General features: G+C 65.4%; 28 protein-coding genes and 1 pseudogene. 20 read left to right on the top strand and 9 right to left on the bottom strand.

Going from position 1 to position 21,198, the window contains the following annotated elements:
- Positions 1–74: 74 nt before the first annotated feature.
- From G7043_RS20295 to G7043_RS20270, 6 genes are all read left to right on the top strand, one after another.
- Entirely contained in the window at positions 75–599 is a 525-nt protein-coding gene (locus tag G7043_RS20295) for a carboxymuconolactone decarboxylase family protein (RefSeq protein WP_166047589.1), read from the top strand.
- Positions 600–739: 140 nt separating this feature from the next.
- Positions 740–2,614: a PA domain-containing protein gene (locus G7043_RS20290; protein ID WP_166047587.1), complete on the top strand. Its 1,875-nt coding sequence runs from the start codon at positions 740–742 to the stop codon at positions 2,612–2,614.
- Between the two features lie 103 nt (positions 2,615–2,717).
- Positions 2,718–3,140 (top strand): hypothetical protein, encoded by a 423-nt coding sequence (locus G7043_RS47670; RefSeq protein WP_207311437.1) that lies wholly within the window; start codon positions 2,718–2,720, stop codon positions 3,138–3,140.
- A 507-nt stretch (positions 3,141–3,647) separates the two neighbouring features.
- The gene (locus G7043_RS20280; protein ID WP_166047585.1) at positions 3,648–4,085 is read left to right on the top strand and encodes a MarR family winged helix-turn-helix transcriptional regulator; all 438 of its coding nucleotides are present in this window, start codon (positions 3,648–3,650) and stop codon (positions 4,083–4,085) included.
- Positions 4,086–4,116: 31 nt separating this feature from the next.
- Entirely contained in the window at positions 4,117–4,587 is a 471-nt protein-coding gene (locus tag G7043_RS20275) for a hypothetical protein (RefSeq protein ID WP_207311436.1), read from the top strand.
- A gap of 57 nt (positions 4,588–4,644) precedes the next feature.
- Entirely contained in the window at positions 4,645–5,049 is a 405-nt protein-coding gene (locus G7043_RS20270; protein WP_166047583.1) for a GNAT family N-acetyltransferase, read from the top strand.
- 87 nt (positions 5,050–5,136) lie between these two features.
- Here G7043_RS20270 and G7043_RS20265 read toward each other — a convergent pair whose 3' ends face one another.
- The 5 genes and pseudogenes from G7043_RS20265 to G7043_RS20245 form a co-directional block, all read right to left on the bottom strand.
- The gene (locus tag G7043_RS20265) at positions 5,137–5,769 is read right to left on the bottom strand and encodes a class I SAM-dependent methyltransferase (RefSeq protein WP_166048221.1); all 633 of its coding nucleotides are present in this window, start codon (positions 5,767–5,769) and stop codon (positions 5,137–5,139) included.
- An 89-nt stretch (positions 5,770–5,858) separates the two neighbouring features.
- A complete protein-coding gene (locus G7043_RS20260) occupies positions 5,859–6,617 on the bottom strand; it encodes a hypothetical protein (protein ID WP_166047581.1) in 759 nt (252 codons plus the stop codon).
- Between the two features lie 18 nt (positions 6,618–6,635).
- The gene (gene ligD / locus G7043_RS49415) at positions 6,636–8,159 is read right to left on the bottom strand and encodes a non-homologous end-joining DNA ligase (protein ID WP_278185801.1); all 1,524 of its coding nucleotides are present in this window, start codon (positions 8,157–8,159) and stop codon (positions 6,636–6,638) included.
- 112 nt (positions 8,160–8,271) lie between these two features.
- Positions 8,272–8,586: pseudogene (locus tag G7043_RS49410) on the bottom strand (ATP-dependent DNA ligase); the annotation flags it as partial.
- Positions 8,587–8,731: 145 nt separating this feature from the next.
- Positions 8,732–9,046, bottom strand: coding sequence for a hypothetical protein (locus tag G7043_RS20245; RefSeq protein ID WP_207311435.1), 315 nt, complete (start codon positions 9,044–9,046; stop codon positions 8,732–8,734).
- Between the two features lie 109 nt (positions 9,047–9,155).
- Here G7043_RS20245 and G7043_RS20240 point away from each other — a divergent pair, with 109 nt between their 5' ends.
- Genes G7043_RS20240 through G7043_RS20230 form a run of 3 tightly spaced genes read left to right on the top strand, consistent with a single transcriptional unit; the run spans position 9,156 to position 10,965 of the window.
- Positions 9,156–9,509 carry a hypothetical protein gene (locus G7043_RS20240; RefSeq protein WP_166047577.1) on the top strand — a complete coding sequence of 118 codons (354 nt, stop codon included), beginning with the start codon at positions 9,156–9,158 and terminating at the stop codon, positions 9,507–9,509.
- Positions 9,506–10,297 (top strand): alpha/beta hydrolase, encoded by a 792-nt coding sequence (locus tag G7043_RS20235; RefSeq protein WP_207311434.1) that lies wholly within the window; start codon positions 9,506–9,508, stop codon positions 10,295–10,297. The genes G7043_RS20240 and G7043_RS20235 overlap by 4 nt, the downstream gene beginning before the upstream one ends.
- Positions 10,294–10,965, top strand: a complete 672-nt coding sequence (locus tag G7043_RS20230) for a DapH/DapD/GlmU-related protein (protein ID WP_166047575.1) — start codon at positions 10,294–10,296, stop codon at positions 10,963–10,965. Before G7043_RS20235 ends, G7043_RS20230 begins: the two co-directional genes overlap by 4 nt.
- On the opposite strand, the gene G7043_RS20225 is transcribed toward G7043_RS20230, so the two are convergent.
- Together G7043_RS20225 and G7043_RS20220 are read right to left on the bottom strand one after the other, a co-directional pair.
- Positions 10,962–11,693: a glycosyltransferase family 25 protein gene (locus tag G7043_RS20225; RefSeq protein WP_166047573.1), complete on the bottom strand. Its 732-nt coding sequence runs from the start codon at positions 11,691–11,693 to the stop codon at positions 10,962–10,964. The two genes, G7043_RS20230 and G7043_RS20225, sit on opposite strands and share 4 nt — an antisense overlap.
- Positions 11,690–12,877, bottom strand: a complete 1,188-nt coding sequence (locus G7043_RS20220; RefSeq protein WP_166047571.1) for a hypothetical protein — start codon at positions 12,875–12,877, stop codon at positions 11,690–11,692. The genes G7043_RS20225 and G7043_RS20220 overlap by 4 nt, the downstream gene beginning before the upstream one ends.
- 140 nt (positions 12,878–13,017) lie before the next feature.
- On the opposite strand from G7043_RS20220, the gene G7043_RS20215 reads away from it, so the two are divergent.
- The 4 genes from G7043_RS20215 to G7043_RS48390 are packed head-to-tail and all read left to right on the top strand — an operon-like array spanning position 13,018 to position 14,626.
- Entirely contained in the window at positions 13,018–13,464 is a 447-nt protein-coding gene (locus tag G7043_RS20215) for a glycine-rich domain-containing protein (RefSeq protein ID WP_166047569.1), read from the top strand.
- A 29-nt stretch (positions 13,465–13,493) separates the two neighbouring features.
- A complete protein-coding gene (locus G7043_RS20210; protein WP_313887983.1) occupies positions 13,494–14,129 on the top strand; it encodes a class I SAM-dependent methyltransferase in 636 nt (211 codons plus the stop codon).
- 48 nt (positions 14,130–14,177) lie between these two features.
- The gene (locus tag G7043_RS48395; RefSeq protein WP_313887982.1) at positions 14,178–14,492 is read left to right on the top strand and encodes an NUDIX hydrolase; all 315 of its coding nucleotides are present in this window, start codon (positions 14,178–14,180) and stop codon (positions 14,490–14,492) included.
- Positions 14,417–14,626: a hypothetical protein gene (locus tag G7043_RS48390; protein ID WP_242642559.1), complete on the top strand. Its 210-nt coding sequence runs from the start codon at positions 14,417–14,419 to the stop codon at positions 14,624–14,626. Before G7043_RS48395 ends, G7043_RS48390 begins: the two co-directional genes overlap by 76 nt.
- 16 nt (positions 14,627–14,642) lie before the next feature.
- Here G7043_RS48390 and G7043_RS20200 read toward each other — a convergent pair whose 3' ends face one another.
- Both G7043_RS20200 and G7043_RS20195 read right to left on the bottom strand, forming a co-directional pair.
- Positions 14,643–15,545: a phosphotransferase family protein gene (locus G7043_RS20200; protein WP_166047567.1), complete on the bottom strand. Its 903-nt coding sequence runs from the start codon at positions 15,543–15,545 to the stop codon at positions 14,643–14,645.
- Positions 15,546–15,550: 5 nt separating this feature from the next.
- Complete coding sequence (locus G7043_RS20195) at positions 15,551–16,780, bottom strand: helix-turn-helix domain-containing protein (protein WP_166047565.1); 1,230 nt, start codon at positions 16,778–16,780, stop codon at positions 15,551–15,553.
- A gap of 234 nt (positions 16,781–17,014) precedes the next feature.
- Between G7043_RS20195 and G7043_RS20190 the strand changes: the two genes are divergently transcribed.
- The 7 genes from G7043_RS20190 (at position 17,015) to G7043_RS20160 (ending at position 21,196) form a co-directional block, all read left to right on the top strand.
- A complete protein-coding gene (locus G7043_RS20190; RefSeq protein WP_166047563.1) occupies positions 17,015–17,218 on the top strand; it encodes a hypothetical protein in 204 nt (67 codons plus the stop codon).
- A gap of 14 nt (positions 17,219–17,232) precedes the next feature.
- The gene (locus G7043_RS20185) at positions 17,233–17,538 is read left to right on the top strand and encodes a hypothetical protein (protein WP_166047561.1); all 306 of its coding nucleotides are present in this window, start codon (positions 17,233–17,235) and stop codon (positions 17,536–17,538) included.
- A 33-nt stretch (positions 17,539–17,571) separates the two neighbouring features.
- Positions 17,572–17,895, top strand: a complete 324-nt coding sequence (locus G7043_RS20180; protein WP_166047559.1) for a transposase — start codon at positions 17,572–17,574, stop codon at positions 17,893–17,895.
- Positions 17,895–18,809, top strand: coding sequence for an IS3 family transposase (locus G7043_RS20175; RefSeq protein ID WP_166047556.1), 915 nt, complete (start codon positions 17,895–17,897; stop codon positions 18,807–18,809). Before G7043_RS20180 ends, G7043_RS20175 begins: the two co-directional genes overlap by 1 nt.
- 168 nt (positions 18,810–18,977) lie before the next feature.
- Positions 18,978–19,877, top strand: a complete 900-nt coding sequence (locus G7043_RS20170) for a DUF5753 domain-containing protein (protein WP_166047554.1) — start codon at positions 18,978–18,980, stop codon at positions 19,875–19,877.
- A 62-nt stretch (positions 19,878–19,939) separates the two neighbouring features.
- Positions 19,940–20,338 (top strand): hypothetical protein, encoded by a 399-nt coding sequence (locus tag G7043_RS20165; RefSeq protein WP_166047552.1) that lies wholly within the window; start codon positions 19,940–19,942, stop codon positions 20,336–20,338.
- Positions 20,339–20,458: 120 nt separating this feature from the next.
- Positions 20,459–21,196, top strand: a complete 738-nt coding sequence (locus G7043_RS20160) for a DUF5753 domain-containing protein (RefSeq protein WP_166047550.1) — start codon at positions 20,459–20,461, stop codon at positions 21,194–21,196.
- Positions 21,197–21,198 lie beyond the last annotated feature (2 nt).

Raw genomic sequence — 21,198 nt, 5'->3', positions numbered from 1 at the left:
GTCGCGCCACCCCCCCCGCGCCGCCCCCCCCCCCCACCCGGGCGGCCCACGACCCCGCTGTCACGGAGCACCCCATGCGACGCATGAACGCTCTCGGCCCGGCCGAGGCGCCCGACAAGTCCCGAGACCTGCTCACCGAGATCATCGGCCGACACGGCTCGGTCGGCGAGATGGTGAGCACGATGGCTCACTCGCCGGCGCTGCTGCAGGGCTACCTCGACCTCTCCCGAGCTCTCAAGCGCGCCAAACTGCCGCGGGCGCTCAACGAGAAGATCTCTCTTGCGGCGCAAGAATGGATCGGCTGCACCATCTGCCTCGCCGCGCACACCGACGCCGCCCGCGCGAACGGAGTCAGCGACAGCGACATCGCTCTCGCTCGCCAGGGCACCGCGGTTGATGCGCGCGAAGCGGCGTTGATCGGTTTTGCGGTGCGGGTGCTGGCAGAGCCGTCCGGCATCTCAGACGATGATGTCGCCGGGCTCCGCGCACACGGCTGGAGCGACCGCGTCATTGCCGACGTGGTCGGACTCGTCGCCCTCAACCTGCTCACCGGTAGCTTCAACCTCGTCGCGGGCATCGAACCGGCCACCGCTTCCTGAGCGGCCGAATGGGGCACAGGGACCAACGGCATCTTCCGAATGCCGCAATCGGGACGTAGGGTGCGCCCGCTGGGGGACCGCCCTACTCCCGGAGGCAAGCCATGCGGAGTCAACGAAGACAACGCATTTCCCTGCTCAGCGTGACCACGCTGGTACTCAGCGGATTCACCGCGGGGCTCGCGACCGCCCATCCCGACCACGGAGGCGGCCGCGAGGACTTTGCCGGCGAAGGTGTCGCCGACGGAATCTACAAACAGCACAACGGCGACGAGGGTCATCTCCCGCCGGTGACCCGCAACGTCACGCTCGCCGGCAAAGGCGAGGTGACCAACCCGTCCGGTGCGGGCAACACCGGCCGCGTCGCGGACGTCACCGCCTTCGGCGACTACGCCTACCTGACCGCGTTCCGGGAGCCGACGTGCGAGCGGACCGGCGTGCACGTCATGGACATCTCCAACCCGGCACACCCGACCGAGGTCACCAGCGCGTTCATCCCCACCAGCGACGGCTCGTACGCCGGTGAGGGCATCCAGGTCGAGCGCATCGACAACCAGTACTTCAAGGGGGATCTGCTCGCCCACCAGAACGAGACCTGCCCCGGCGAGACCCCGCCGCCTCCGAACCTGGGCGGCATCTCCCTGTGGGACGTCACCGATCCGCGGCACCCCAAGCCCGTTGCGCTGCACACCGGTGACTTCACCGCGCCCGACGGCACGCTCGAGGCGTCGCCGAACCAGACCCACAGCATGCGCATGTGGACCAACAACTTCGACAAGCGCACCTACGTCGTTCTCGTCGACGACGAAGAACTGACCGATGTGGACATCATGGACATCACCGACCCGTACCACCCGGTGATGGTCAACGACAGCCTCGACCTGGTCGAGCTGTTCGGCGTCGACCAGGCGACACCGGACAACCTGACGGCCGTCTTCAGCCACGACATGATGATCTACAAGGTCGGCCAGCGGTACGTCATGAACGTGAACTACTGGGACGGCGGCTACGTCCTGCTCGACGTGACCGACCCGCGTCCCGGCAAGGTCACCCTGATCGCGGAGAGCGACTACGCCCTGCTGGACGAGGAACGTCTTGCCCGCGGCCACCAGATCTCACCCGAGGGAAACGCGCACCAGTCCGAGCTCTCACCGAACAAGAAGTTCCTCCTCGGCACCGATGAAGACTTCAACCCGTTCCGAGCCACCGCCACCATCGACTCCGGTCCGTACGCGGGCACGAGCTACACAGCCACGCAGGCCACGGAGACCCCGCCCATCGACGAGAACACGTCGATCAGCGGACCCGTGACGTACGTCGGGGACGCCTGCGATCCGGCCACGGTCCCGGCGGGCACCGGTACCGCACTGGTCGAGCGGGGCACCTGCCCGTTCCAGGTCAAGCTCGACAACATCACGGCAAAGGGCTACACGGCGGGAATCGTGTTCCAGAACGTCCGGGCCGACTGCCTGGAGCAGGTGACGATGCTCGCGGCTGGCACTATCCCGTACGTGTTCGTCAACCGTGCCACCGGGTTGAAGCTGCTCGGCGTCGCCGGTGTCACCGACGCCAACGCCTGCACCACAGCAACGCCAGGATCAGCCCCTGCCGCGGCGTCCACGACAATCCAGGCCGTCTTCGACGGCTGGGGCTACGTCCGGCTGTTCGGTGTGGACATTCCCAACCAGTCCGGCAAGACCGGGTCGATCAAGCAGATCGACACCTACTCGATCCCCGAGGCGCAGGATCCCGCCTACGCCCGCGGCTTCGGTGACCTCTCGGTGCACGAGGTCGCGATGGATCCGGACGACAGCAAGATCGCCTATATCTCTTACTACGCCGGTGGGTTCCGCGTGGTGGAGTACGGCAAGAACGGCATTCGCGAGGTTGGCGCCTTCATCGATCAGGGAGGAAACAACTTCTGGGGCGTCGAGGTGTGGAAGGACGAGAACGGCCAGAAGTACGTGCTCGGCAGTGACCGCGACTTCGGGCTCTACGTGTTCCGCTACAACGGCTGACGGCCATTTCCCGCGATAGGTCGAACGTTGCGGCTCGGCCTATCGCGGGATCGATCCGTGTCAGCCGCGCTGGTGCCTGCGTGCCCATCTGCTCTATCGGTGGATGACTACTCCCACGACGGTCACCTGCCCCGCGCTCACGACGGTCACGACGACGAGTGCGACCCGAGCGGACACGCCGTCCACGACCACGTCCACGGCGACGGGTGCGGCCGCACGGCGACCACGTGGATTACATGCACGACGGGCTCCGCCATGCGGTCCGTTCCTGCTCACCGCCGCTGGCATCCGTGCAGACGTGCTGGTGCTCGGTGAGACGGCGAGGGCACTGCGCGTGGAACTCATTGCACAGGACGGCTCCACCGCGAGCCCGGTGGAGGTCGGTCGTGGGCGAGGCCTGCCGCGACTCCGAGTAGCAGGTCAGTTGGGGGAGCGGCAGGCGGTGTTCTCTGTGGACGACCGCGAACTCAGCAACTGGATCACCGAACTGCGCAAGCCTCTCGCCGACTGCAAACGTGGCGGGTAGCTGTTCGAGCGGATCGTCACGGGGATCAAGGCCCACGGCGTGCCGTTCGCGCTGACCGTGCAGGCCCGCAGCGCGTTGCGGCTCGGCGTGGCGCTGAGCCAGGGCTACCGGCTGCCGAGTACCCCAGCACAGCTGACGGCGACGCTGACGGACAGCGGGATGCCGTTGTCCTCCGCGGCCGTGAGTGCAGGTGACCGGTCCCTGCGGAGATCAGGCGGTCATGCCACTGTCCGCGCAGGAGCCTGTGTATTCGCTGGGGAAAGCGCCCGTGGAGCTGGCGCTGCACCTCACTGGTGAAGGTCGAGGCCGGTGGGAATGACGTGCCTGCCAGTACCGGGTCTCCGGCCGTGCACGCTGGCGCCCTCCCAGACGGTGAACGGCTGCTGAGCACGGTGGTCGTCCGTCCACGGTGGCCGTCCGTCGGTGACAGCGCTGCCTGTGATCGGCGCAGGGCGCGATCGAATCAACTGGTTGCATCGTCGAACCATCTGGTTGTACGGTCGAACCATGCAGAGTGGGGAGACGGACGCGGCGCAGGAAGCGCTGATGCGGTTCGTCCGCAACTTCGGCCTCCATCAGCCCGATCGCACGCCATGCGGGCAGCCGCTCCCGGTTTCGGAGGCGCACGCCATGGTGGAAATCGCCCGGGAGGGGCGGATCCGTCAGGTGGAACTGGCTCGCCGGTTGCGGTTGGAGAAGAGCACCGTCAGCCGCCTGGTCACCAACCTGACCGGCCGGGGATGGGTGCACCGGGAGGCCGCGGACGGCGATGGCCGCGGCGTGCTGCTCGTACTCACCGACGCAGGTGCGACCGCTGCCGCTCGGCAGGCCGACGCCCGCCGAGACCGTCTCGCAGCCCTGCTCGATCGCGTACCCGAAGACCAACGCGCCGCCGTGGTGAGCGCGCTCCAGATCCTCGCGGAGGCCGCTGTTGAACCGTCCTGACCACCCCCAAGCCCGTCGCGCCCTGCTTCTGGTGGCAGCCGTCGCTGCCGTCGCGCTGAGCAGCGGCTGCGCCGACGCCCCATCGGCACCGGCGCCCTCCGACCGGCAGGCCGAGGTCGCCGAACGAGGCGCGTCGGTCATGCCGTTCGACCTGGAACGCACCACCCACCAGTTCAGCAAGACCGACACCGGTGGAGTGCAGACCGTGGTCGCCGACGACCCGCGGGACACCGCCCAGATCACCCTCATCCAGCAACACCTGACCGCAGAGGTCGACCGCTTCCGGCGCGGCGACTTCACCGATCCCGCCCGCATCCACGGCAACGAGATGCCCGGCCTGGAAACGCTCCGCGCCCACGGCGGAGGAATCACCATCGACTACGAAAACACCCCCGCCGGAGCACGCGCCACCTACACCACCACCGACGCCGAGCTTCGCAACGCCCTGCACGCCTGGTTCGACGCCCAAGTCAGCGACCACGGCCCGCACGCCACCCGGTGACACGGCCGCTCGGACGGCGCCCAGCACCGAACAGTTCCACGCAACCACAGGAGTGTCGTGACCTACGTCGTGCGAGCCGAAACGCCCCCGGTTGAGGTGTACCAGCACCTGCGGGTCGCCACAGGTCTGAGCCCAAAGTCAACTGCGGCGGCAACGGCCGGCCTGGCCGGCACGTGGCACGCGGTTGTCGCCTATCGCGACGACCATCCGGTGGGTATGGGGCGCGTCATCGGTGACGGCGGCACCGCTTTCCAGATCGTCGACATGTGCGTCCTACCCGAACATCAGAGGCGCGGACTCGGCAAGCAGATCATGACCGCCCTGATGGAACACCTGCGGCAACGAGTACCGCGCACGGCCTACATCTCGCTCATCGCCGACGGCGACGCACGCCACCTCTACGCGAAGTACGGCTTCGTGGAAACCGCACCAGACTCGGTCGGTATGGCTCTCCGACTCTGACTTGATCGAAGAGGTCGGCGTTGTCGGCGCCGTTCCGTGGCCGGCGCCCGACGTCAAAACCTCGCCGACGAGCAATCGCACGTCTGGTTAGCTGGCTGGTTTGCGTGCGACGAGCCGTTCCACCACACCGATCTTGAAGCGTTGCAGCTGCTCGACTTCCAAACCGCGGGCTTGAACCTGGTGCAACGGCCGACGTAGGTAGTGCTCGCCGGCCAACGGGATCGTGATCCGCTCCACGAGCCACTGGACTCCCCGGACGATACGGAAGGAACTGGCGACGTGATCGACGAGGATTAACAGTCCAGCGGGACGGAGTACCCGGACCATCTCGTCGACCGCGGTCTCGTGGTCCGGGATGGCGCACAGTCCTATCGTGCACACCACCGTGTCGAACGAGGCATCGCTGAACGGCAGGGCATGCGCGGTTCCTTGCTGCAGCGTCACATCGCGGCCGAGCTGCCGGGCACGGGACCTCGCGAGGTCGAGCATCTGCTCGCTGATGTCCAGCCCGGTGATGAGGGCCTCGTCGGCGTAGTACGGCAGGTTGAGCCCGGTGCCGATGGCGACCTCCAGCACATCCCCGGCGGCCTGGGAGCAAGCCCACCGACGGGAGTCGCCGAAGAGCCGACGGTCCAAGATCCCTATCTCTTTGTCATAGCTCGTCGACTTGCGGTCCCAGTACTGCTGCCAACGGTTGGTCCGGTCGTCTGTCTGCGCCATGGCTTCTACCCCCAAGGTCGTCGCCAGCGGTCGCTGCATCGTCCAGCGAACACGATCTCGGCCCCCGTCGCATCGGGGACAACCCGGACTCAACCCGGACCGCCCAGCTGCGGACGGTCGATAGCGGCGCCGAGCCGTTCGCGAGCCTCCGCGATCGCCGCGGTCAGCACCTCGTTGTCCAGCAGGCTGTCGATGGTGAGCGCGGCCTGGATCACGCAGACGGCCACGAGTGCGAGGTCGCTGTCGGAGTCGTCGTGCACCGGATAGTTCGCGAGCTGGCCCTCGTCGCCGATGTACGCCAAGGCTCCCTTCGCCGTGGGATGGACGTGCGTGGATAGCATCCGGTACGGAATGTAGAGACTCCGCGCGTCGTAGTTCACGCAAAGCTCGTTGAAATTCGTAACCTTCCCCTTGAGCTTCAACGGTTCCGACAACGGCGGAGGCGCGGTGACCCCGGCGGGCACAGACCACCCAGCGGCGCTGAGTTCGTTGATGAACTTGCGTCGCCACTCGGCGTCCAAGGCGGTCAACGTCGAGAGAGCCTCCGCCCCGACATCGGCCACCCACTGCATCACCAGGCTGTGCTCGAGGATGCTGCGCACGTTCGGACTGCTTTCATGCGCCAGATCGGCCTCGTGGGCGAGCAGCACCAGCTTGCTGTTGCGGGTGATCCAGACCCACCAGCCGAAGATCCACGTGAAGACTTCGTCGTGCTCGGCGGGATCTTGCACGTGACCTGCGTCGGTGAGGTCATCGAAAGCCTTGACCAGAATCCTGATGGCGCCGGCCGCACGCTCGCCCACCGGATCAACCGCCTTGGCCGCACCGCTCATCACCACAGTCTTCACCAGCCCGACTCATCGACATCAACCAGGAAGAGGCGCCCGGCGCTGGCCGACGAGTGCGAAGAGGTCGCCAAGGTCGTCAGCTCGTTCGAGCACCTCGTCCGCGGTGAACACCAACTGTTCCAGCTTGCGGCAGTCGCGGACCTCGGCCCACGTGACCGGTGTCGCCACGGTCGGCTCGTCGCGACCGCGTAGCGAGTAAGGCGCAATGGTGGTCTTGGCGGCGTTGTTCTGACTCCAGTCGATGAACACCTTGCCCTCGCGGCGCGCCTTCGCCATCGTGGCCGTCACTTGCTGAGGTGTCTCCCGCTCGAAGGCCACCGCGATGGCTTTCGCGTAGGCCGAAGGGGATTGCGCGTTGGTCGTCTCGATACCTGCGTAGACCTGCATGCCCTTCGAGCCGGAAGTCGTGGCGACCGGGGCAAGCCCATCTGCGACCAGTACTTCGTACAGCCGCTCTGCCACCCGGCAGCAATCGACGATCGTGGTGCCCGGTCCGGGATCGAGGTCGAACACGAGCCGGTTCGGCAGTTCTCGTGCGCCGTCCACCACTGTCCATTGAGGAACGTGAAGTTCGAGCGCCGCGAGGTTGGCGGCCCATACGAGGGCCGCGAGTTCGTGCAGCAGCGGATACCGAACGATTTCGTCGGCATCAGCCCCGCGCCGGGAACCGCCGTCGCGCAACGACACGGTCGGCAACCAGCCCGGTGCGCTCGCGTCCGTGTTCTTTTGGAAGAACTTCTGCCCGTGCACCCCGTTGGGGAACCTGACGAACGTGACAGGCCTGTCGCGCAGGTGCGGCAACAGGACCGGCGCGATGCGACTGTAGTAAGCGATGACCTCGCTTTTGGTTGTGCCGTCGGGATACAAAGGTTTGTCCAAGTTGGACAGGGTGAGCGTGCGGCCGCCCGCGTTGACCGTCACGCGGCTGCCGATGTCGGGCAGCTCGGCAGCAGTAGGAGGGCTGGGACGGCCAGGCTGCGGTGCTGTCACCTCGGAGGGATCGCGGTCCGCACGCAGGCCACGCCACGCGGTGTGCCGCAGCCGGCCGTCGTCACCGCGGGTGAACTGCCGGAACCGCACCTCGCCGACCAGCACCGGATCCACCCACCGAGCCCGCACCACGTCTTCACGCGGCGGTGTGGTCGCGAAGGGGTGGCTTGACCGCTCCATCGGTTGTAGCCGGTCGCGCAGCTGATCGCGGTCCTGCCGAGTGAAGCCGGTGCCGACGTCTCCGATGTAGACCAGGTCCCCGGTGTCTGGGTCGTGTGCGCCGAGAAGGAGTCCGCCAACGGTGCCGGTAAAGCCGCTCTGGCCGGGCCGCCAGCCGCACACGATCACCTCTCGCGTCTGCACGAGTGGGTGCTTACACCAGAAATCGGGGCGCTTACCCGGAATGTAAGGGGAGTCGAGGCGCTTGGCGACGAGTCCTTCGTGACCTTCTGCCGCGACGCGCTCGAGCAGCCGCTGCGGGGTCAGGCGCTCGCCCTCCAGGTCGCTGGCGGTGAACGACGGCACCACGGAGGCCCGGAAGGGATCCGGCATCGGGAGCTTCGTGAGCTGATGCCGCCGCTGCTCGTAGGGCTGGTCCCAGCAGGAGCTGGTGGTCGAGTTGCAGGAGGTCGAACACCAGGAACCGGACCGGCACATCCTCGAACGGCTCCTCACGCCGGGCCGTGCGGTACTTCTGGAACCGGCCGCGGCGCTGCTGCAACAGGCCGAAGTCGATCTGGCCAGCCTCGTTGTAGACCACGACCTCACCGTCGAGCACCGCGGCGCGCCCTCGCAGCGCCGCGGTGAGCACGCCGGTCAGCTCGGCGAACTCGGCGGTGAGGTCGAGCCCATTGCGGCTGGTCAGCATCGTGGTGCCGTCTGTGGCGATGCGCATCGCCACGCGGTAGCCGTCCAGCTTGTACTCATACGCCCACTGCGGCCCCTCGCGCAGGCGGCCGCCGTCGGGCTTGGCGAGCATCGGGTCGATCCAGGCGGGAACGGCGTCGTGTGCCACGCGCATGGTGAACTCCGCTCCCGCGACGTTGCCCAGTCACCGGGAATCGAAGGTAACCCGATCGGCCTAACTTCGCGCGTCAGCGCCGACCGGGGATCGCTAGAACTACCTAGAGCTTCCGGAGCACGTGGAACGGCACCAACTGGTCGGCCACGTACAGCTTGTCGCGGCGGCCGTCGGCGTATCCGATCTCGTAGTTGACGACCCCAAGCCAGTCGCCCTCGACGCTGGGAAAGCGCCCGTGAAGCCGCCCTGGCACTGAGCCGGTCAGATCGAGGCCGGTGGCGATGACGTGCCTTTCGGCACCGGGTCTGCGGGCGAACAGACGGTCCAGGCTGACCGAGACGCCGGTGAGTACAGCTCTCCGGCCGTGAACGTCGTCGCCCTCCCAGACGGTGAACGGGCTGCTAAGCACGTCGACCATCGCCCGAAGTCAGCGCTGTCTGCGACCGGCTCCGGACGAGATCGAAGTAGAGCTCCTCGGACAGCTCTGCTCGGTCTGGTGCGGGTGCCGTGGCGGTCAGGCGCCAGAAGTGATCGGCAGTGTCGGTGGCGCAGGCCAGGCAGCTGATGTGGGGTTCACCGTCGCGCACGACCGCTCGGAACTGGGAGTGACCGAGGGTGTGCCGGCCGAGCTTGCATCGCGCTGGCAAGAGAGCTACCTGTCGGCCGGTCTTGTCGTACATGTACGTGAGCTTGCCGTCCATTTGGGACGGTTCGAGAAGCTGCCGATCCATGACGCGAGAACCTATCACTGTATTCGCACATACGTTCGGTTGAGCGCGTGCGGCGCGCTGCTGATCATCAACTTTTGCCGACGGATTGGCGGCGCGGCTGTTCGATACCGTGATCAGCAGCTGTCAGTCCCTGCGGCCTGGAGGTCATGAACGTGCAGCGCGTCGGCCTAGCTTCGCTCGACGGTGTGCAGCTCGATGCTGTACTTCACCGTGCGCCGGACAACTCGCGTGGGACCGTCGTCCTGGCGCACGGCATCACCGTCGACTTGAACGAGGGCGGGATGTTCGTGCGGCTCGCCGAGGAGCTGGCGGTCAACGGCTTCGACGCGCTCAGGTTCAGCTACCGCGGCCACGGCGGGAGCGGCGGCACCCAGGCCGGCGCTACGATCGCCGGCGAGGTGCTCGACCTCCAAGCTGCAGTCGAGCATGCCAGGCAAGAGCTGCCCGGTCCGCTGTCGATCATCGCGGCCAGCTTCGGCGCGGTGTCCACGGCGGTGTCGTTGCCGTGGCTCCGAGCCGATGTCGCGCGTGTCGTCTTCTGGAACCCGGTCCTCGATCTCCGGCGAACCTTTGTCGAGCCAGAGCTGCCGTGGGGCACCGACAACTTCAACCGTGACCAGCAAGAGTTCTTGCAGGCGAACGGCTTCCTCCTGATTGATGGCGAGTTCCGGCTTGGTCGCGTCATGTTCGACGAGTTCAGCAGGTACCAACCGGCAGAGGACTTCGTCGATGACACCCGCCCAGCCTTGGTCGTTCACGGCGACCAGGACAGCTACGTCTCCTACGACATCGCCCGCGACACCGCCGCTGCTCGCGCGAACTGCGACTTCTACACAATCGTGGGCTCGGACCACGGGTTCGACTCGCGTGAACGTGAGGACGAGGCGATCAAGGTGACCGTCGACTGGCTCGTCCACGGAAAGCTGGGCCAGGCGTGAACATCGAGTCCATCTACGCCCCGGTCACGATCGGCACGACCTCCGTGGTGGGGGCCCACTGCACGTTCGGATACCCGAAGGAAGCCCGGATCCGCGACGAGCAGAAACTGCCTGGCTCGCAGCGGGTCGGTGCTCGTGTGGTCGTCGGTGAGCGGTGCCAGCTCGCGAACCAGGTCGTGCTCCACGAGGGCGTGAGCATCGGTGACGACTGCGTGCTCGAGGATCGCGTCCGCGTCGGCTACGACAGCACCGTGGGCGCCGGGACGCGGATCGTCTACGGCGCGTTCGTCTGCGACCGCGTCACGATCGGCGCGAATGCTGTCGTCGCTGGGTTCATCTGCGACGGCACCCGCATCGGTGACCGCTCGACCGTGATGGGCGAGCTGGTGCACGAGTACACACGACCACACCAGGACTGGTGGGAGGTCGACGAGGAGCCGCCGATCATCGAGGCTGACACGGTCGTCGGCTTCGGAGCTCGCGTTGTCGGGGGAGTTCGGATCGGTCCACGCAGCTACGTTGCCGCTGGCGCTGTCGTCACGAAGGACGTGTCCGCGGAGCACGTCGTGACCGGCGTGAACCTGCAGACTCCAGCGGAGTGTTGGTCAGGTGAGCGTCTGCAGAGCCTGATCGCGCATTGGCGTGCGGAGGCTCGCCGACAGCGCTAGGGGTCGATGAAGGTGGTGTCCTCGGTGTCGCTGCCGGCTTCGTCCTTCGGGCGTTGGCGCACGAGCGGTGGCTCGAAGGCCAGTGCACCGAGCTGTTTGGGGAAACGGGCCCGCAGGTCTGCCCTCGGGTGGTCGATGTACATGGCGGGCAAGAACTCGTCCACCGGCACGATCGCGTGCTCCAGCTCGGCGGCCAGCAGCAGTTCGAGCGCCTTTCGGGTCACCACGTAACCGAACGTGCAGTGGCTGTAGCTGGGCACCACAAAGCCAGGAAGGGCGTCGTGATCCGGTTCAAGCGGGAAACGTCCGAGGTAGAGAAGATCGAAGTCGAACTTGCTCCGAGCAAGGTTCTCAAGGCTGTCGAGGAGCTTGGCGAGGAAGTTGTCCGGCAGTACGGCGTCGTCCTCGAAGACGACCGTGTAGGGCTCGGTGCCGTGTAGCGCGGCGTCGCGCCAACACGCGAGATGGGCCAGGGTGCAGCCGATCTCACCGTACTTCAGCGGCCTGCTCCACCACTCGTTGTCCGACTCGATCTGCCACGGGAACAGCTTGTAGCCCGAAGCGTCGAGATCGGCCTGAGTGAGCTTCTGGCCGTCGAACAGGTCACCCCAGTCAGAGGTGAAGATGACGGGCAGTTCGGGAGGAAGGGAGCGCTGTATCCAAGCTCGGCGGTCTTGGCGGCGCGGAAGGTTGATGACGTAGCAGCGCAGGTCCGAGGGATTGATCATGACGAGGTGTGGACCGTCGCCGGATAGCGGCTGGTGTTGTCGACGACGGCGGTGAACGGGTTGTTCGCGGTACGGGTCAGCACCAGCAAAGGCTCAGCGGTGCCCAGATCGGTCACATCGATCAGGCCGCCCACACGGCGTGTTTCGGTGACCAGCACGAAGTCGTCCTGGCCGACGAGGTTCGTCATGTACCCGACGCTGCGCAGCCCGCGGTCTGCTTCCAACAGGCAGCGGGCCGCCCCGAGGACACCAAGGGTGAGACATCCGCCGAACAGGAACACCGTCGTGCCGTTGCCGAGCGTTAGCCGGGTGAGAACCGCGAGGTCCTGCAACAGTTCCTGTTTCGCGGTCCAGTGAGGGCTGATCGTCAGTCCCAGCTCCGGCACCACGAGCGGGTCGTCTTCGCCGAGCGGGTGTGGCTCGAAGTGGAACGGCAGCATCGGAAGGAATTCGCGGAACTTCGCGTTCCAGGGCGGACCACCGACCACGCAGAGCACGTCGGCCTGCGTGTCGTAGTACTCCGAAGGCGCGAAGTCACGGACAACGACATCCGGACTCAACTGGGCGAACCGGGTGCGGAGGTAGATCAGCGTGTCGAGGTCTGCGAACTTCGCGTAGCGCAGGTAGTTGCGATCGGAAGGGTCGGCATACTCAGGTCGTTCCGCTGCCGGGATCTCGGAGCAGACGATGTCGACCCGTGCTCCCGCAGTCAGGCCCCAGAAATCAGTCAGGTCCTCTGGGACCGAGTCGCCTGCCGGCGCTCCGGCCTGTCCTGATTCAGCCGCCGGTGTGTGGGCTGCCAGCAGCACGTAGATCAGCGTCTCGAGAGCCTGATCGGCGTGCCTGCGCACCGTCTTTGCCGCGCATCCCAACTTCTGCGCCAGCGATTCCTGCCGCTCGGTCAGCGTGGGGTGCTGATGCTCGGTGTCGAGATTGAAGTCGACCTCGACGTGGGCACGTTGATCCGCGGACAACTGGGCCACACCCCGTTGAAGCACCGCTACGAGATGGCGAGCCTCTTCTGCGGAGCCGGGGATCGCGCTGCTCGACTCGCCGAGGCGGGCACGAACCTCGGGCGTCAGGGCGGTGAGTACGGAGGTCGGCCGGGCGAGGGCCAGGCCCTTGCGCAGGCGGATCAAGCTCTCCCGTAGAGAGGCTGCGGACAGTGATTGCGCGGACACCACGTGTCCAGAATATGTCCAGGTGGCCAGGTCGCTGACCAGCAACACGGGTACCGCGAGGCCTAGTGGATCACCAGAGCCGACGAGATCCTCAACTACGCAGGGCAAGTACGACCTGGTGAACCTGGAGAAAGGACCCTCGTATGACCGCAATCGCTGTCGGCCTCCGCGATCCCCGCACCTTGGTCTCACCGGAGGTCTGTGACCGCCTGGTCAAGCTGATCATGCGCGACCACGACATGGACCGTGAGCTGGCCGAGCGCACCTTCGGACAGACCCTGGCCTACCTCGTGACGGCTGCCGAGAATCCTGGAACGCCGATGGGGCCGACGCCGGCCGTCGACCTCGGCGTGCACTCGTTCGTGCTGGACACCCCGCGCTACATCGACTTCTGCCAGGAGTACGCCGGTACCTACCTGCACCACATCCCGCACCTGGCCGAGGAGCGCGACTCCCAGCCGATGGTGTTGCATGGAACGATCCAGGCGATCCGCGCCGCGGGCTTCCCGTTGGACGCGGAGCTGTGGCAGGCCGAGGACGTCGACTGCCATCAGTGCTACGCCTGCTGCCACAACAGCCCCAAGAAGTAGTCGACCCCGCACGACGAGGAACAACACGAGTGATTACGCCAGCTCTGGCCTGGGAACGGTTCGCCACGAAGGCAAAACCCCGCCGCGCTGTCAACGCTGCCGGTGCGACGACGTGGCTGAACTGGACTCAGTATCCGGACCACGGACCCGACGAGTCGATTCTCGGCGACCTCCGCGGCAAGCGGGTTCTGGAGCTGGGTTCCGGCTCAGGGTGCAACCTCGCCCATCTCGCGACGCTCGGCGCCCGCTGCACCGGTGTGGACATCGCACCCTCGCGCGAAGTGGCCGCCGAGCAGAGGTGGGGCCGCGTCCCTGAGCTGGAGTTCGTCACGCAGGACGTGGCGGATTTCCTGCAGGAGTCGGCCGACGACTTCGACGTCGTCATCTCGATCTTCGGAGCTACCTGGTTCACCGACCCGGCGGTGCTCCTGCCGCTCATCCGGAAGCGGCTCGCTCCGGGCGGAGTGTTGGTGTTCTCCCACAACGACGAAGTCGACGACGATGCGCAGTCAGACCGCGCGATCAGGAAGTGGAACTTCTCGGGACAGCAGTGGGCGGAGATGCTGTTCATCGCAGGCTTTGTCAGCGTGAGTTCTGAGATCATTCCTCCGCCGAAACCAGAACTCCCGGGAACGCTGCTCGTGCGGGGCGCAGCTCCGAGGTGAGGTAGAGGAGAGGTTTCCCGGTTGTCCACTCCACGAATCGGCGCTCGGGTGCTGTTGCTCGACGCCAACGACCGCGTCCTGCTCGTCCACGCCTGTGACCCGCACGACCGCAGCCACGACTGGTGGGAGTTGCCCGGTGGCGGTGTGGACGATGGTGAGGAGTTGGTCGACGCTGCGCTTCGAGAGGTTGCCGAGGAGACCGGCATCGTGCTTCCTAGGCTGGCAAGCTGTGGATTCGTGAATCGAGGTTCCGATATAAGGGAACCGACCACCACCGTGAGGACCACGTGTTCCTCGGTTGCACCACTGATGCGGCACCGAAGGTCGCGCTCAAGTCCACTGAGAATGAGAAAGCTGGGCTGATCGAACATCGTTGGTGGTCGGTAGCCGAGCTCCACCAGTGCAGGGACAAGCTACTGCCCGCTCAACTTCCGAACATCCTTGATGACCTTTTCGCGGGTGCGCTGAGCTTTACGCCGCTGACGCTGGTCGATTGACCGGCTCATCTGGTGCTCAGAGGATGTACCACCTTGCGTTCGCGTCCTCGCTCAGCTGAGCGATTCGGCGGTGCACCTCTGTGGCCTGTGGGGTCCCTGATGCCGACTTCCGTGCATTCGTGGTGATCATCCTTAGCTCACGCAGGTCCTTGAAGGCCTCATAGCCTTGCCACTCGCGGACATCTCGTCCGTACCGCTGGCAGAACTGGTGGTATTCCCCTGGACCGAACCCGAACCGTCGGCAGTGCACCTCGATCGTCACGAGGTCCCATTCCACAGGGCCGAAGACCGCGCTCTCCCAGTCGCACAGGACCGCTCCCTGAACATCGTTGTCCCACAACGTGTTCCGGTGCTGGGGGTCACCGTGGATGAGACGAGGTTCGCTCGTCTCCACAAACCGCAGGCGAGCAGCCACATCGTTGAGGAACTCTTCCAGCACTGTCCGTTCGCTCTCGGAGACGATGGTGCTGGCGTCGATCGAGTGTCGGATCATCCTGAGCGCGTCCAGCTGGGGCAGCTCAAGCGGCACCGTTTTGAGGCTGTGCAAAGACAAGAGTGGTTCTGCGATGTCTCCCGCGGAGACCGCTTGGTCCTGTGGGAGATAACGCCACAGGGTGACCGCGCAGCCGGCCACATGCATCGGCTGCTCGATGTCGAGCAGAGAAACGGTGGGCACGTTTTGCTCAGCCAGCCAACGCACCAGTTTGACGACGTCCTCAGTGTGTTTGATGCCGGGACGCACGACCTTGACGATGACCGGTGTCGTGATGAGCTGGTACACCGCGTTTGTCTGGTGTCTGAGCAGCACCATGCCCGCGGGGTCGAGACCGGCTCGAAGGCACGCCTCGACTGCGACGAGCTTGGTGCGGTCCGGACTGAACGTGAACTCGGTGAGGTGCGTCAGCTCGCGGCCGGCCACCGCCATCAGGTTCCGCTCTTCGGTGCGACGAGCTCCCGCAGTTCACTGACCGCAGGACGTTCCCACCGCTGCGTGGGAATCGCCTGTACGACATCGGTCGCCCGCTTGAGGACGATGCGAGTGCGGTGGTCTGCAGGCAGGTCGAGCAGAGTGCCGACTGCGAGGGTGCAAGCGTCGTCGATATCGCCATCGATGGCCTCGCCGACCGCCTGATCGAGCTTGATGAGCGCGGGGTCGATGACGAGCGTCGGATCGCTGCGATAGCGCTCGAGTGCCTCTTGCTGGACGTGACGAGCACGATCGAACTCGCCGAGGTAGGTGAGCGTGCCGGACAGGTACAACAGCAACCGCTTGTCGTTGAACTCGAACGCGGCGTCGGTCGTCGGTTCATCCAGCCGGTCGACGAGGCGCTGTGCCGTGGCCATGGCCCGCTCGGCGCCTTCGACGTCTCCGAGCCGTGCAAGGGCGCGGCCCTCGGCGGCCGCTGCAAGGGCGCTGGCACCGCAAACCGTGTCGGCGGCCAGCGCTTGTGCCTCCTGTGCAAGGGAAACGGTGCGCTGCAGACGTCCGTAGTAGTACGGCAGCATGGTCTCCTGCGCACGGACTTGTGCCCGCAATCGGCCGTTGGTGGTGTCGTCGGCTGCAAGACGAGCAGTGCCATACCAGTAGCGGGCTCGGTCGATCTCTCCGAGCTTCATCAGAGCGTCCGCACTCAGCAGTCCGAGTACTGCTGTCGCTGTGGACAGTCGTTCTTGGACCCTGGCGGGCTGCCTTTCATCCGCGAGCTGCTGCACCTCGAGGAGATCCGGCATCAGCTCATCGAGGACCTCAGCGGGCGGGGTGTGGGTGTAGCTGTCGATCCGGTCGCCGATCCGTTCCTCGATCAGCTCCAGTCGTGTCACCGAACCGAGTCCTTTCGAAAGCGTCTGGTCGACGAGCAGGCGCGTTTGGTCCAGCCGTGCGAGGAGGTCCCCCTCAGCTGGCGATCGCATCGGCCAGATGATCGAGAGTGCGGTGGACGTTGGCGGCGCCGTCTGTTCGAGCAGCTCGTCGAGTTCTGGGAGGGAAAGCCTGAGCGCTTCTGCGAGCTTGAGCCGCTGCGCTGCTTGGGGCGTTTGTCCTCTGCGCCAGCGCGAGACAGTCGAGCGGTCTACACCAAGCGCTGCCGCCAGCGAATCGATCGTGTAACCAGTCCGCTTGCACGCTTCGACGAACATGTCGCGTCTGGGGCTCATCGACGTACCTCCCCGGTCATCTTCACCTTACGGTAGCCGATGCCTGTTCTTGCAGGTCAAGGGTGATATGCCCACAAAACGCACACGCTCTGCGACGGGTTTGCGCACTTGATGCTCTGTTCGAAGTACGGCCGTTCCCGCTTTGCTGGAAATTGCTTCTGACGGTGAATGAACATTCGCCGATGTGCATGTGAACAGACGAGGCGGGTGGTGGGTGTGATGGTTGCGGTTGTCGTGAACCTGACGCTGCCACAAGCCACGGTCCTGGCCAGAGCGGCCGTGATCGTCACCTCTGCGCTGGACTGCAAGGAAGTCAACGCAGCAGAACAAGGGCTCCTCGCGTTTCGCGCCGCAGTGGGACTGGCCTTGTCGAATTACTCGGGCGACGTCGTCAATGAACCCGAAGCGGCGGCTGAGCAGTCGCGTCTGGCGAGCTAGGCGGAAGGAGATCGATGGTGGGCAACCTGGTCACGTTCACTGAACTGCGTCAGCGTCTTGTTGATCACCTTGATCTCCTGTCTCGAGTCGCCGCTGACGGCGATGCGACATCCACTCTGTCGATCATGAGGCGGGAAGTGCCGGGCTTGGTTGCGGCACTGCGTGAGCTCGTTGACGAGCATCTGCCGGACGAGAACGGCAGCTGTGCAAAGTGCCGCAGTGGGCCGTTCTGGCGCAGGGTGCCGGCGCCGTGTCGGATGCTGATCAAGGTTCACGTAGCGCTTGGTGAGGTTCACCCCGAGCAGTGGACACCGAGTTAGCAGGACAGAGGGTTCTGCTGAAAGGATGTCCATATGCCTCCTCGTAAGCGCCGGTCGTACACGGCTGAGTACAAGGTCGAGGCTGCGCATCGTGTGATCGATTCCGGCCGCACGATCACCGAGGTTGCCCGTGAGCTGGGGATCGACGCGGGGATGTTGAGTGTCTGGGTCAAAGACGAGCGGCGCAGGATCGCCGCGGCCGAGGTCCAGGGCGAGAACCCGCTGGAGGCGGCGGAGCGGGCGGAGTTGCTGCGGTTGCGCAGGCAGGTTTCCGAGCTGGAGAAGGACAACGCGTTCCTGGTAAAAGCTTCGGCGTACTTTGCCGCGATGCAGAAGAACCGGCCCGGTTCGCTCTGATGGCCAAGTACGCCGGCCCCGATGACATCGCTGGCGTGGCCGGCACCGCCGTGCCCGAGGGCGAACGGTTCGCGGTCCGGCGCATGGCGCGACTACTGAAGGTGTCCGCCTCCGGCTACTACGCACACGTGAAGCGTTGTGCGGCAAGGGTGTTGACACCGCGCCTGCAGCGCCGCGCGGACCTGGAGGTGAAGATCACCCAGGCGCACAAGGACTCCCGCGGCACCTATGGGTCGCCGCGGATCACCGCGGAGTTGCGGGATCAGGGCGAGGTGGTCAGCGCCAAGACCGTCGCCAAGGTCATGGCCGGGATCGGGCTCGAGGGCATCAGCCCCCGCACGTTCAAAATGAGAACGACGATCGCCAATCCGGCCGCATCGTTCCCGCCGGATCTTGTCGAGCGCGACTTCGACCAGGGCCGGCTCAACGCCGTGTGGCTCACCGACATCACGTACCTGACCTGCGGTGAAGGCGATATGTTCCTGTGTGCGATCCGGGACGGGCACTCCCGCACGGTGCTCGGCTACAGCGTCGCCGAGCACATCGGTGCCGAGATGGTCACCACCGCCATCGAGGCGGCCGTGGCGGCCCGAGGTGGCGAATGTCGTGGCACAGTCCTGCATTCCGACCGCGGCGGCGAATACACGGCACATCTGACAGCGCAAGCGTGCTTCCGGCACGGGCTACGCCGATCGATGGGCGCGACCGGGATTTGCTGGGACAACAGCCCTGCGGAGTCGTTCTGGTCGACGTTCAAACACGAGCACTACTACCGGCACGTCTACGCCACCAAGGCGGAACTCGTTGCCGCAGTTGACAATTGGGTCCGTTTCTACAACAGTACGCGGCGGCACTCCAAGCTCGGGATGCGCAGTCCCAGCGACTATGAGAAGTCACTCCGAGCAGCTGCCTGAATCTCGTAAGCCCCTGTCCACCGTTCGGGGTGAACCTCATGGGGCGGCGAAGGCGACGACACGAGACCGCACGTGTTGGAGCACTCGGCGACACAGGTTGCGAGAGTCCTCTGAGGACTGAGAACAGATCTTTCTCCACAGTCTCCATCGCAAACAAGGAATTCGGCTATGCCAAGAAGGATCTCCACTGCACGTGGTCGCGAGTTCGGCGAGGGCATGCGGGCGGCCATCGCGAACGCTGGGATGAACGCGCGCGAGCTTGCCGACGTGTTGGGCTGGGACGAGGCCAAGGTCTCGGACGTGCTGACCGGCAAGGGAGGTGTCACCATCCTCGAAGTCGCGCTGGTACTGGGTGTCTGCCGGGTAGAGGCCAAGGAACGCGATCGTCTGCTCGAACTCTTTCCGGGGCGAGACTTGTCGGGTTGGTGGCAGCCGCACGGCAAATGCGCGCCGGTGCGACCGCGCACCGTCCTCACCCAGCTCACCGCGGCCGAAACCCTGATCAGCTGGCACACGCACGCGGTACCGGTCCTTCTCCGAACAGCTGACTACATGCGTGCGCTGCTGACCGCGTCCGCCACCGTGTCGGTCGATGAGTTGGAGGAGCGGCTGCGTGTACTGCAGGAGATGCAGAAACTGCTCAGCAACAACTTGGACTGCACCTTCTACATACACGAACTCGCGCTCGACCTTCGAGTCGGTGGGCCAGACGAACACCTGAGCCAGCTGCAGCGCCTCATGTTCATGGCGAACTGGACGAAGATCAGGATCTTGGTCGTGCCTGTGGCAGCTGGTGCGCACGCGGGTATCGCAGGACCTTTCACGCAGCTGAAGTTTCCTAAGTACGAGTCGCTGGTGTGGGTGGAGACCGAGAACTCAAGCCTCTTCGTCGAAACGAAGGAGGCTGTCGGAGGCTATGAGGACGTCGTCTGTGCACTCGACAAGGTGAGTCTGGACGAGGGCGAGTCGATGGATCTGATCGCTCGTCGGTGCGTGCGTCTCCAGGAGGCCGGTGGCGCGGATGGTGCGGTGAAACAGGATTCGGGCGAGCCCTTTCCGCCGTCGTAAGCGAGAAAGGCCTTCCGGACACACAGAAAGTGAGCCGAGTGATGGGCGAAGTTGGAACACGCGTGCTGGACGCCGCGGCTGTGAAGGCTGTGGCAACGCAACTGAGCGAGGCGATCGAGAAGGGACGCCATCAAGACCGCAACCTGTGGCAAGCGGTTCAGGACGAGGTCGACCGACGGATCGGGTTCGGACCGCGGTACCTGCCTCGCCCATCGGCACTCGTGATCCTTGCCGTGCTTGTGGTTGGTGGAACCAGCGGATTTCTTTGGGCAGCCGCGTCACGGAACTGGGTGGAGTGCGCTCTTTTCGTGGTGCTGATGACTCTCGGGACGTTCCTCCTCGACCAGGTGTGGCTGATGCAGCGGCGAGAGGACGCGCTCAAGGCCGGACTGTATGTCTCTGCCACAGGCCAGGATCCTTCTGCGGCGGATGAGTCCTCGCAGGACCACAACAATTCGTGAGACGGCAAGCTCCTCATGCCTAAGGACTTCCGAGCTACAGCGCTTGAGCGAGCCGTCGGGCGCAAGCTGGCCGGCTGGCGCAACAAGCTTGAGCTCAGTCTCACCGAGGCGGGTGGGCGCGTGGGTTTCAGCAGCGCCAAGTTGTCCATGATGGAGAACGCGATGCAGCCTTCCGCGCCGGTCGACATCATGGCGTTGGGATACGTCTACAAGGTGCCCACACCCGAGTGGCAGTTCGTGATGTCTCAGTCCCAGCACGCCGCGGATCTCAGGGCGACCACGCGACCGGAGCCGGAGATCTTCGATCCGGCGGAGGACTTCCCTCACCTCGTGGCTGACGCAACGTTGCTACGGACGTTCACCACGGACATGGTGCCGAGCGTGTTCCAACTCGTCGGCTACACGGATGCAGCGAGGCACGGGGCCGACCCGGTGAAGGCCTCGGTGATGGCTCGTGTGCGGGAGTCGTGGGTGTCCCGGTCGGGCGGCAACGATCCGCTGGCGGTCGAGGCGGTCTTCCCGGAGGCGGTGCTGCACCACGTCGTGGGTGGGCCGCGGCTCATGAAGGCGCAGCTGCTTCGTCTCATGGAGGTGAGCGATCAGCCGAACGTGAGCCTTCGGGTGGTGCCACGGACGGCGGGGGCGTATCCGGCGATGGGCTGCCCCTTCACCTGGCTGAGCTTCCCGCATCGCCAGCACGACGACGTCGTCTACCTCGAGACGCTCTCGCGATGCGAGTACGTGGAGGAACCCTCCAAGATCGAGCAGGTGTCGCAGCGGTTCACGGCGTTGCAGGACCTGGCGCTCAGCGACGGCGAGTCGATGGAACTCATCGCGGAGGCAGCCGCTGCTTTGTGAGG

This window comes from Lentzea alba (assembly GCF_011067745.1).
GTDB classification, from domain to species: domain Bacteria; phylum Actinomycetota; class Actinomycetes; order Mycobacteriales; family Pseudonocardiaceae; genus Lentzea; species Lentzea alba.
This window is presented reverse-complemented; position numbering and strand designations above follow the sequence as displayed.

Excerpts from the sequence above, each read along its gene's own strand:
- G7043_RS20295 (WP_166047589.1), top strand. The coding sequence starts at position 75 with ATGCGACGCATGAACGCTCTCGGCCCGGCCGAGGCGCCCGACAAGTCC.
- G7043_RS47670 (WP_207311437.1), top strand. The coding sequence starts at position 2,718 with ATGACTACTCCCACGACGGTCACCTGCCCCGCGCTCACGACGGTCACG.
- G7043_RS20280 (WP_166047585.1), top strand. The coding sequence starts at position 3,648 with ATGCAGAGTGGGGAGACGGACGCGGCGCAGGAAGCGCTGATGCGGTTC.
- G7043_RS20265 (WP_166048221.1), bottom strand. The coding sequence starts at position 5,769 with ATGGCGCAGACAGACGACCGGACCAACCGTTGGCAGCAGTACTGGGAC.
- ligD (WP_278185801.1), bottom strand. The coding sequence starts at position 8,159 with ATGCCGGATCCCTTCCGGGCCTCCGTGGTGCCGTCGTTCACCGCCAGC.
- G7043_RS20245 (WP_207311435.1), bottom strand. The coding sequence starts at position 9,046 with ATGGTCGACGTGCTTAGCAGCCCGTTCACCGTCTGGGAGGGCGACGAC.
- G7043_RS20235 (WP_207311434.1), top strand. The coding sequence starts at position 9,506 with ATGAACGTGCAGCGCGTCGGCCTAGCTTCGCTCGACGGTGTGCAGCTC.
- G7043_RS20225 (WP_166047573.1), bottom strand. The coding sequence starts at position 11,693 with ATGATCAATCCCTCGGACCTGCGCTGCTACGTCATCAACCTTCCGCGC.
- G7043_RS20215 (WP_166047569.1), top strand. The coding sequence starts at position 13,018 with ATGACCGCAATCGCTGTCGGCCTCCGCGATCCCCGCACCTTGGTCTCA.
- G7043_RS20195 (WP_166047565.1), bottom strand. The coding sequence starts at position 16,780 with ATGAGCCCCAGACGCGACATGTTCGTCGAAGCGTGCAAGCGGACTGGT.
- G7043_RS20185 (WP_166047561.1), top strand. The coding sequence starts at position 17,233 with ATGGTGGGCAACCTGGTCACGTTCACTGAACTGCGTCAGCGTCTTGTT.
- G7043_RS20180 (WP_166047559.1), top strand. The coding sequence starts at position 17,572 with ATGCCTCCTCGTAAGCGCCGGTCGTACACGGCTGAGTACAAGGTCGAG.
- G7043_RS20175 (WP_166047556.1), top strand. The coding sequence starts at position 17,895 with ATGGCCAAGTACGCCGGCCCCGATGACATCGCTGGCGTGGCCGGCACC.
- G7043_RS20170 (WP_166047554.1), top strand. The coding sequence starts at position 18,978 with ATGCCAAGAAGGATCTCCACTGCACGTGGTCGCGAGTTCGGCGAGGGC.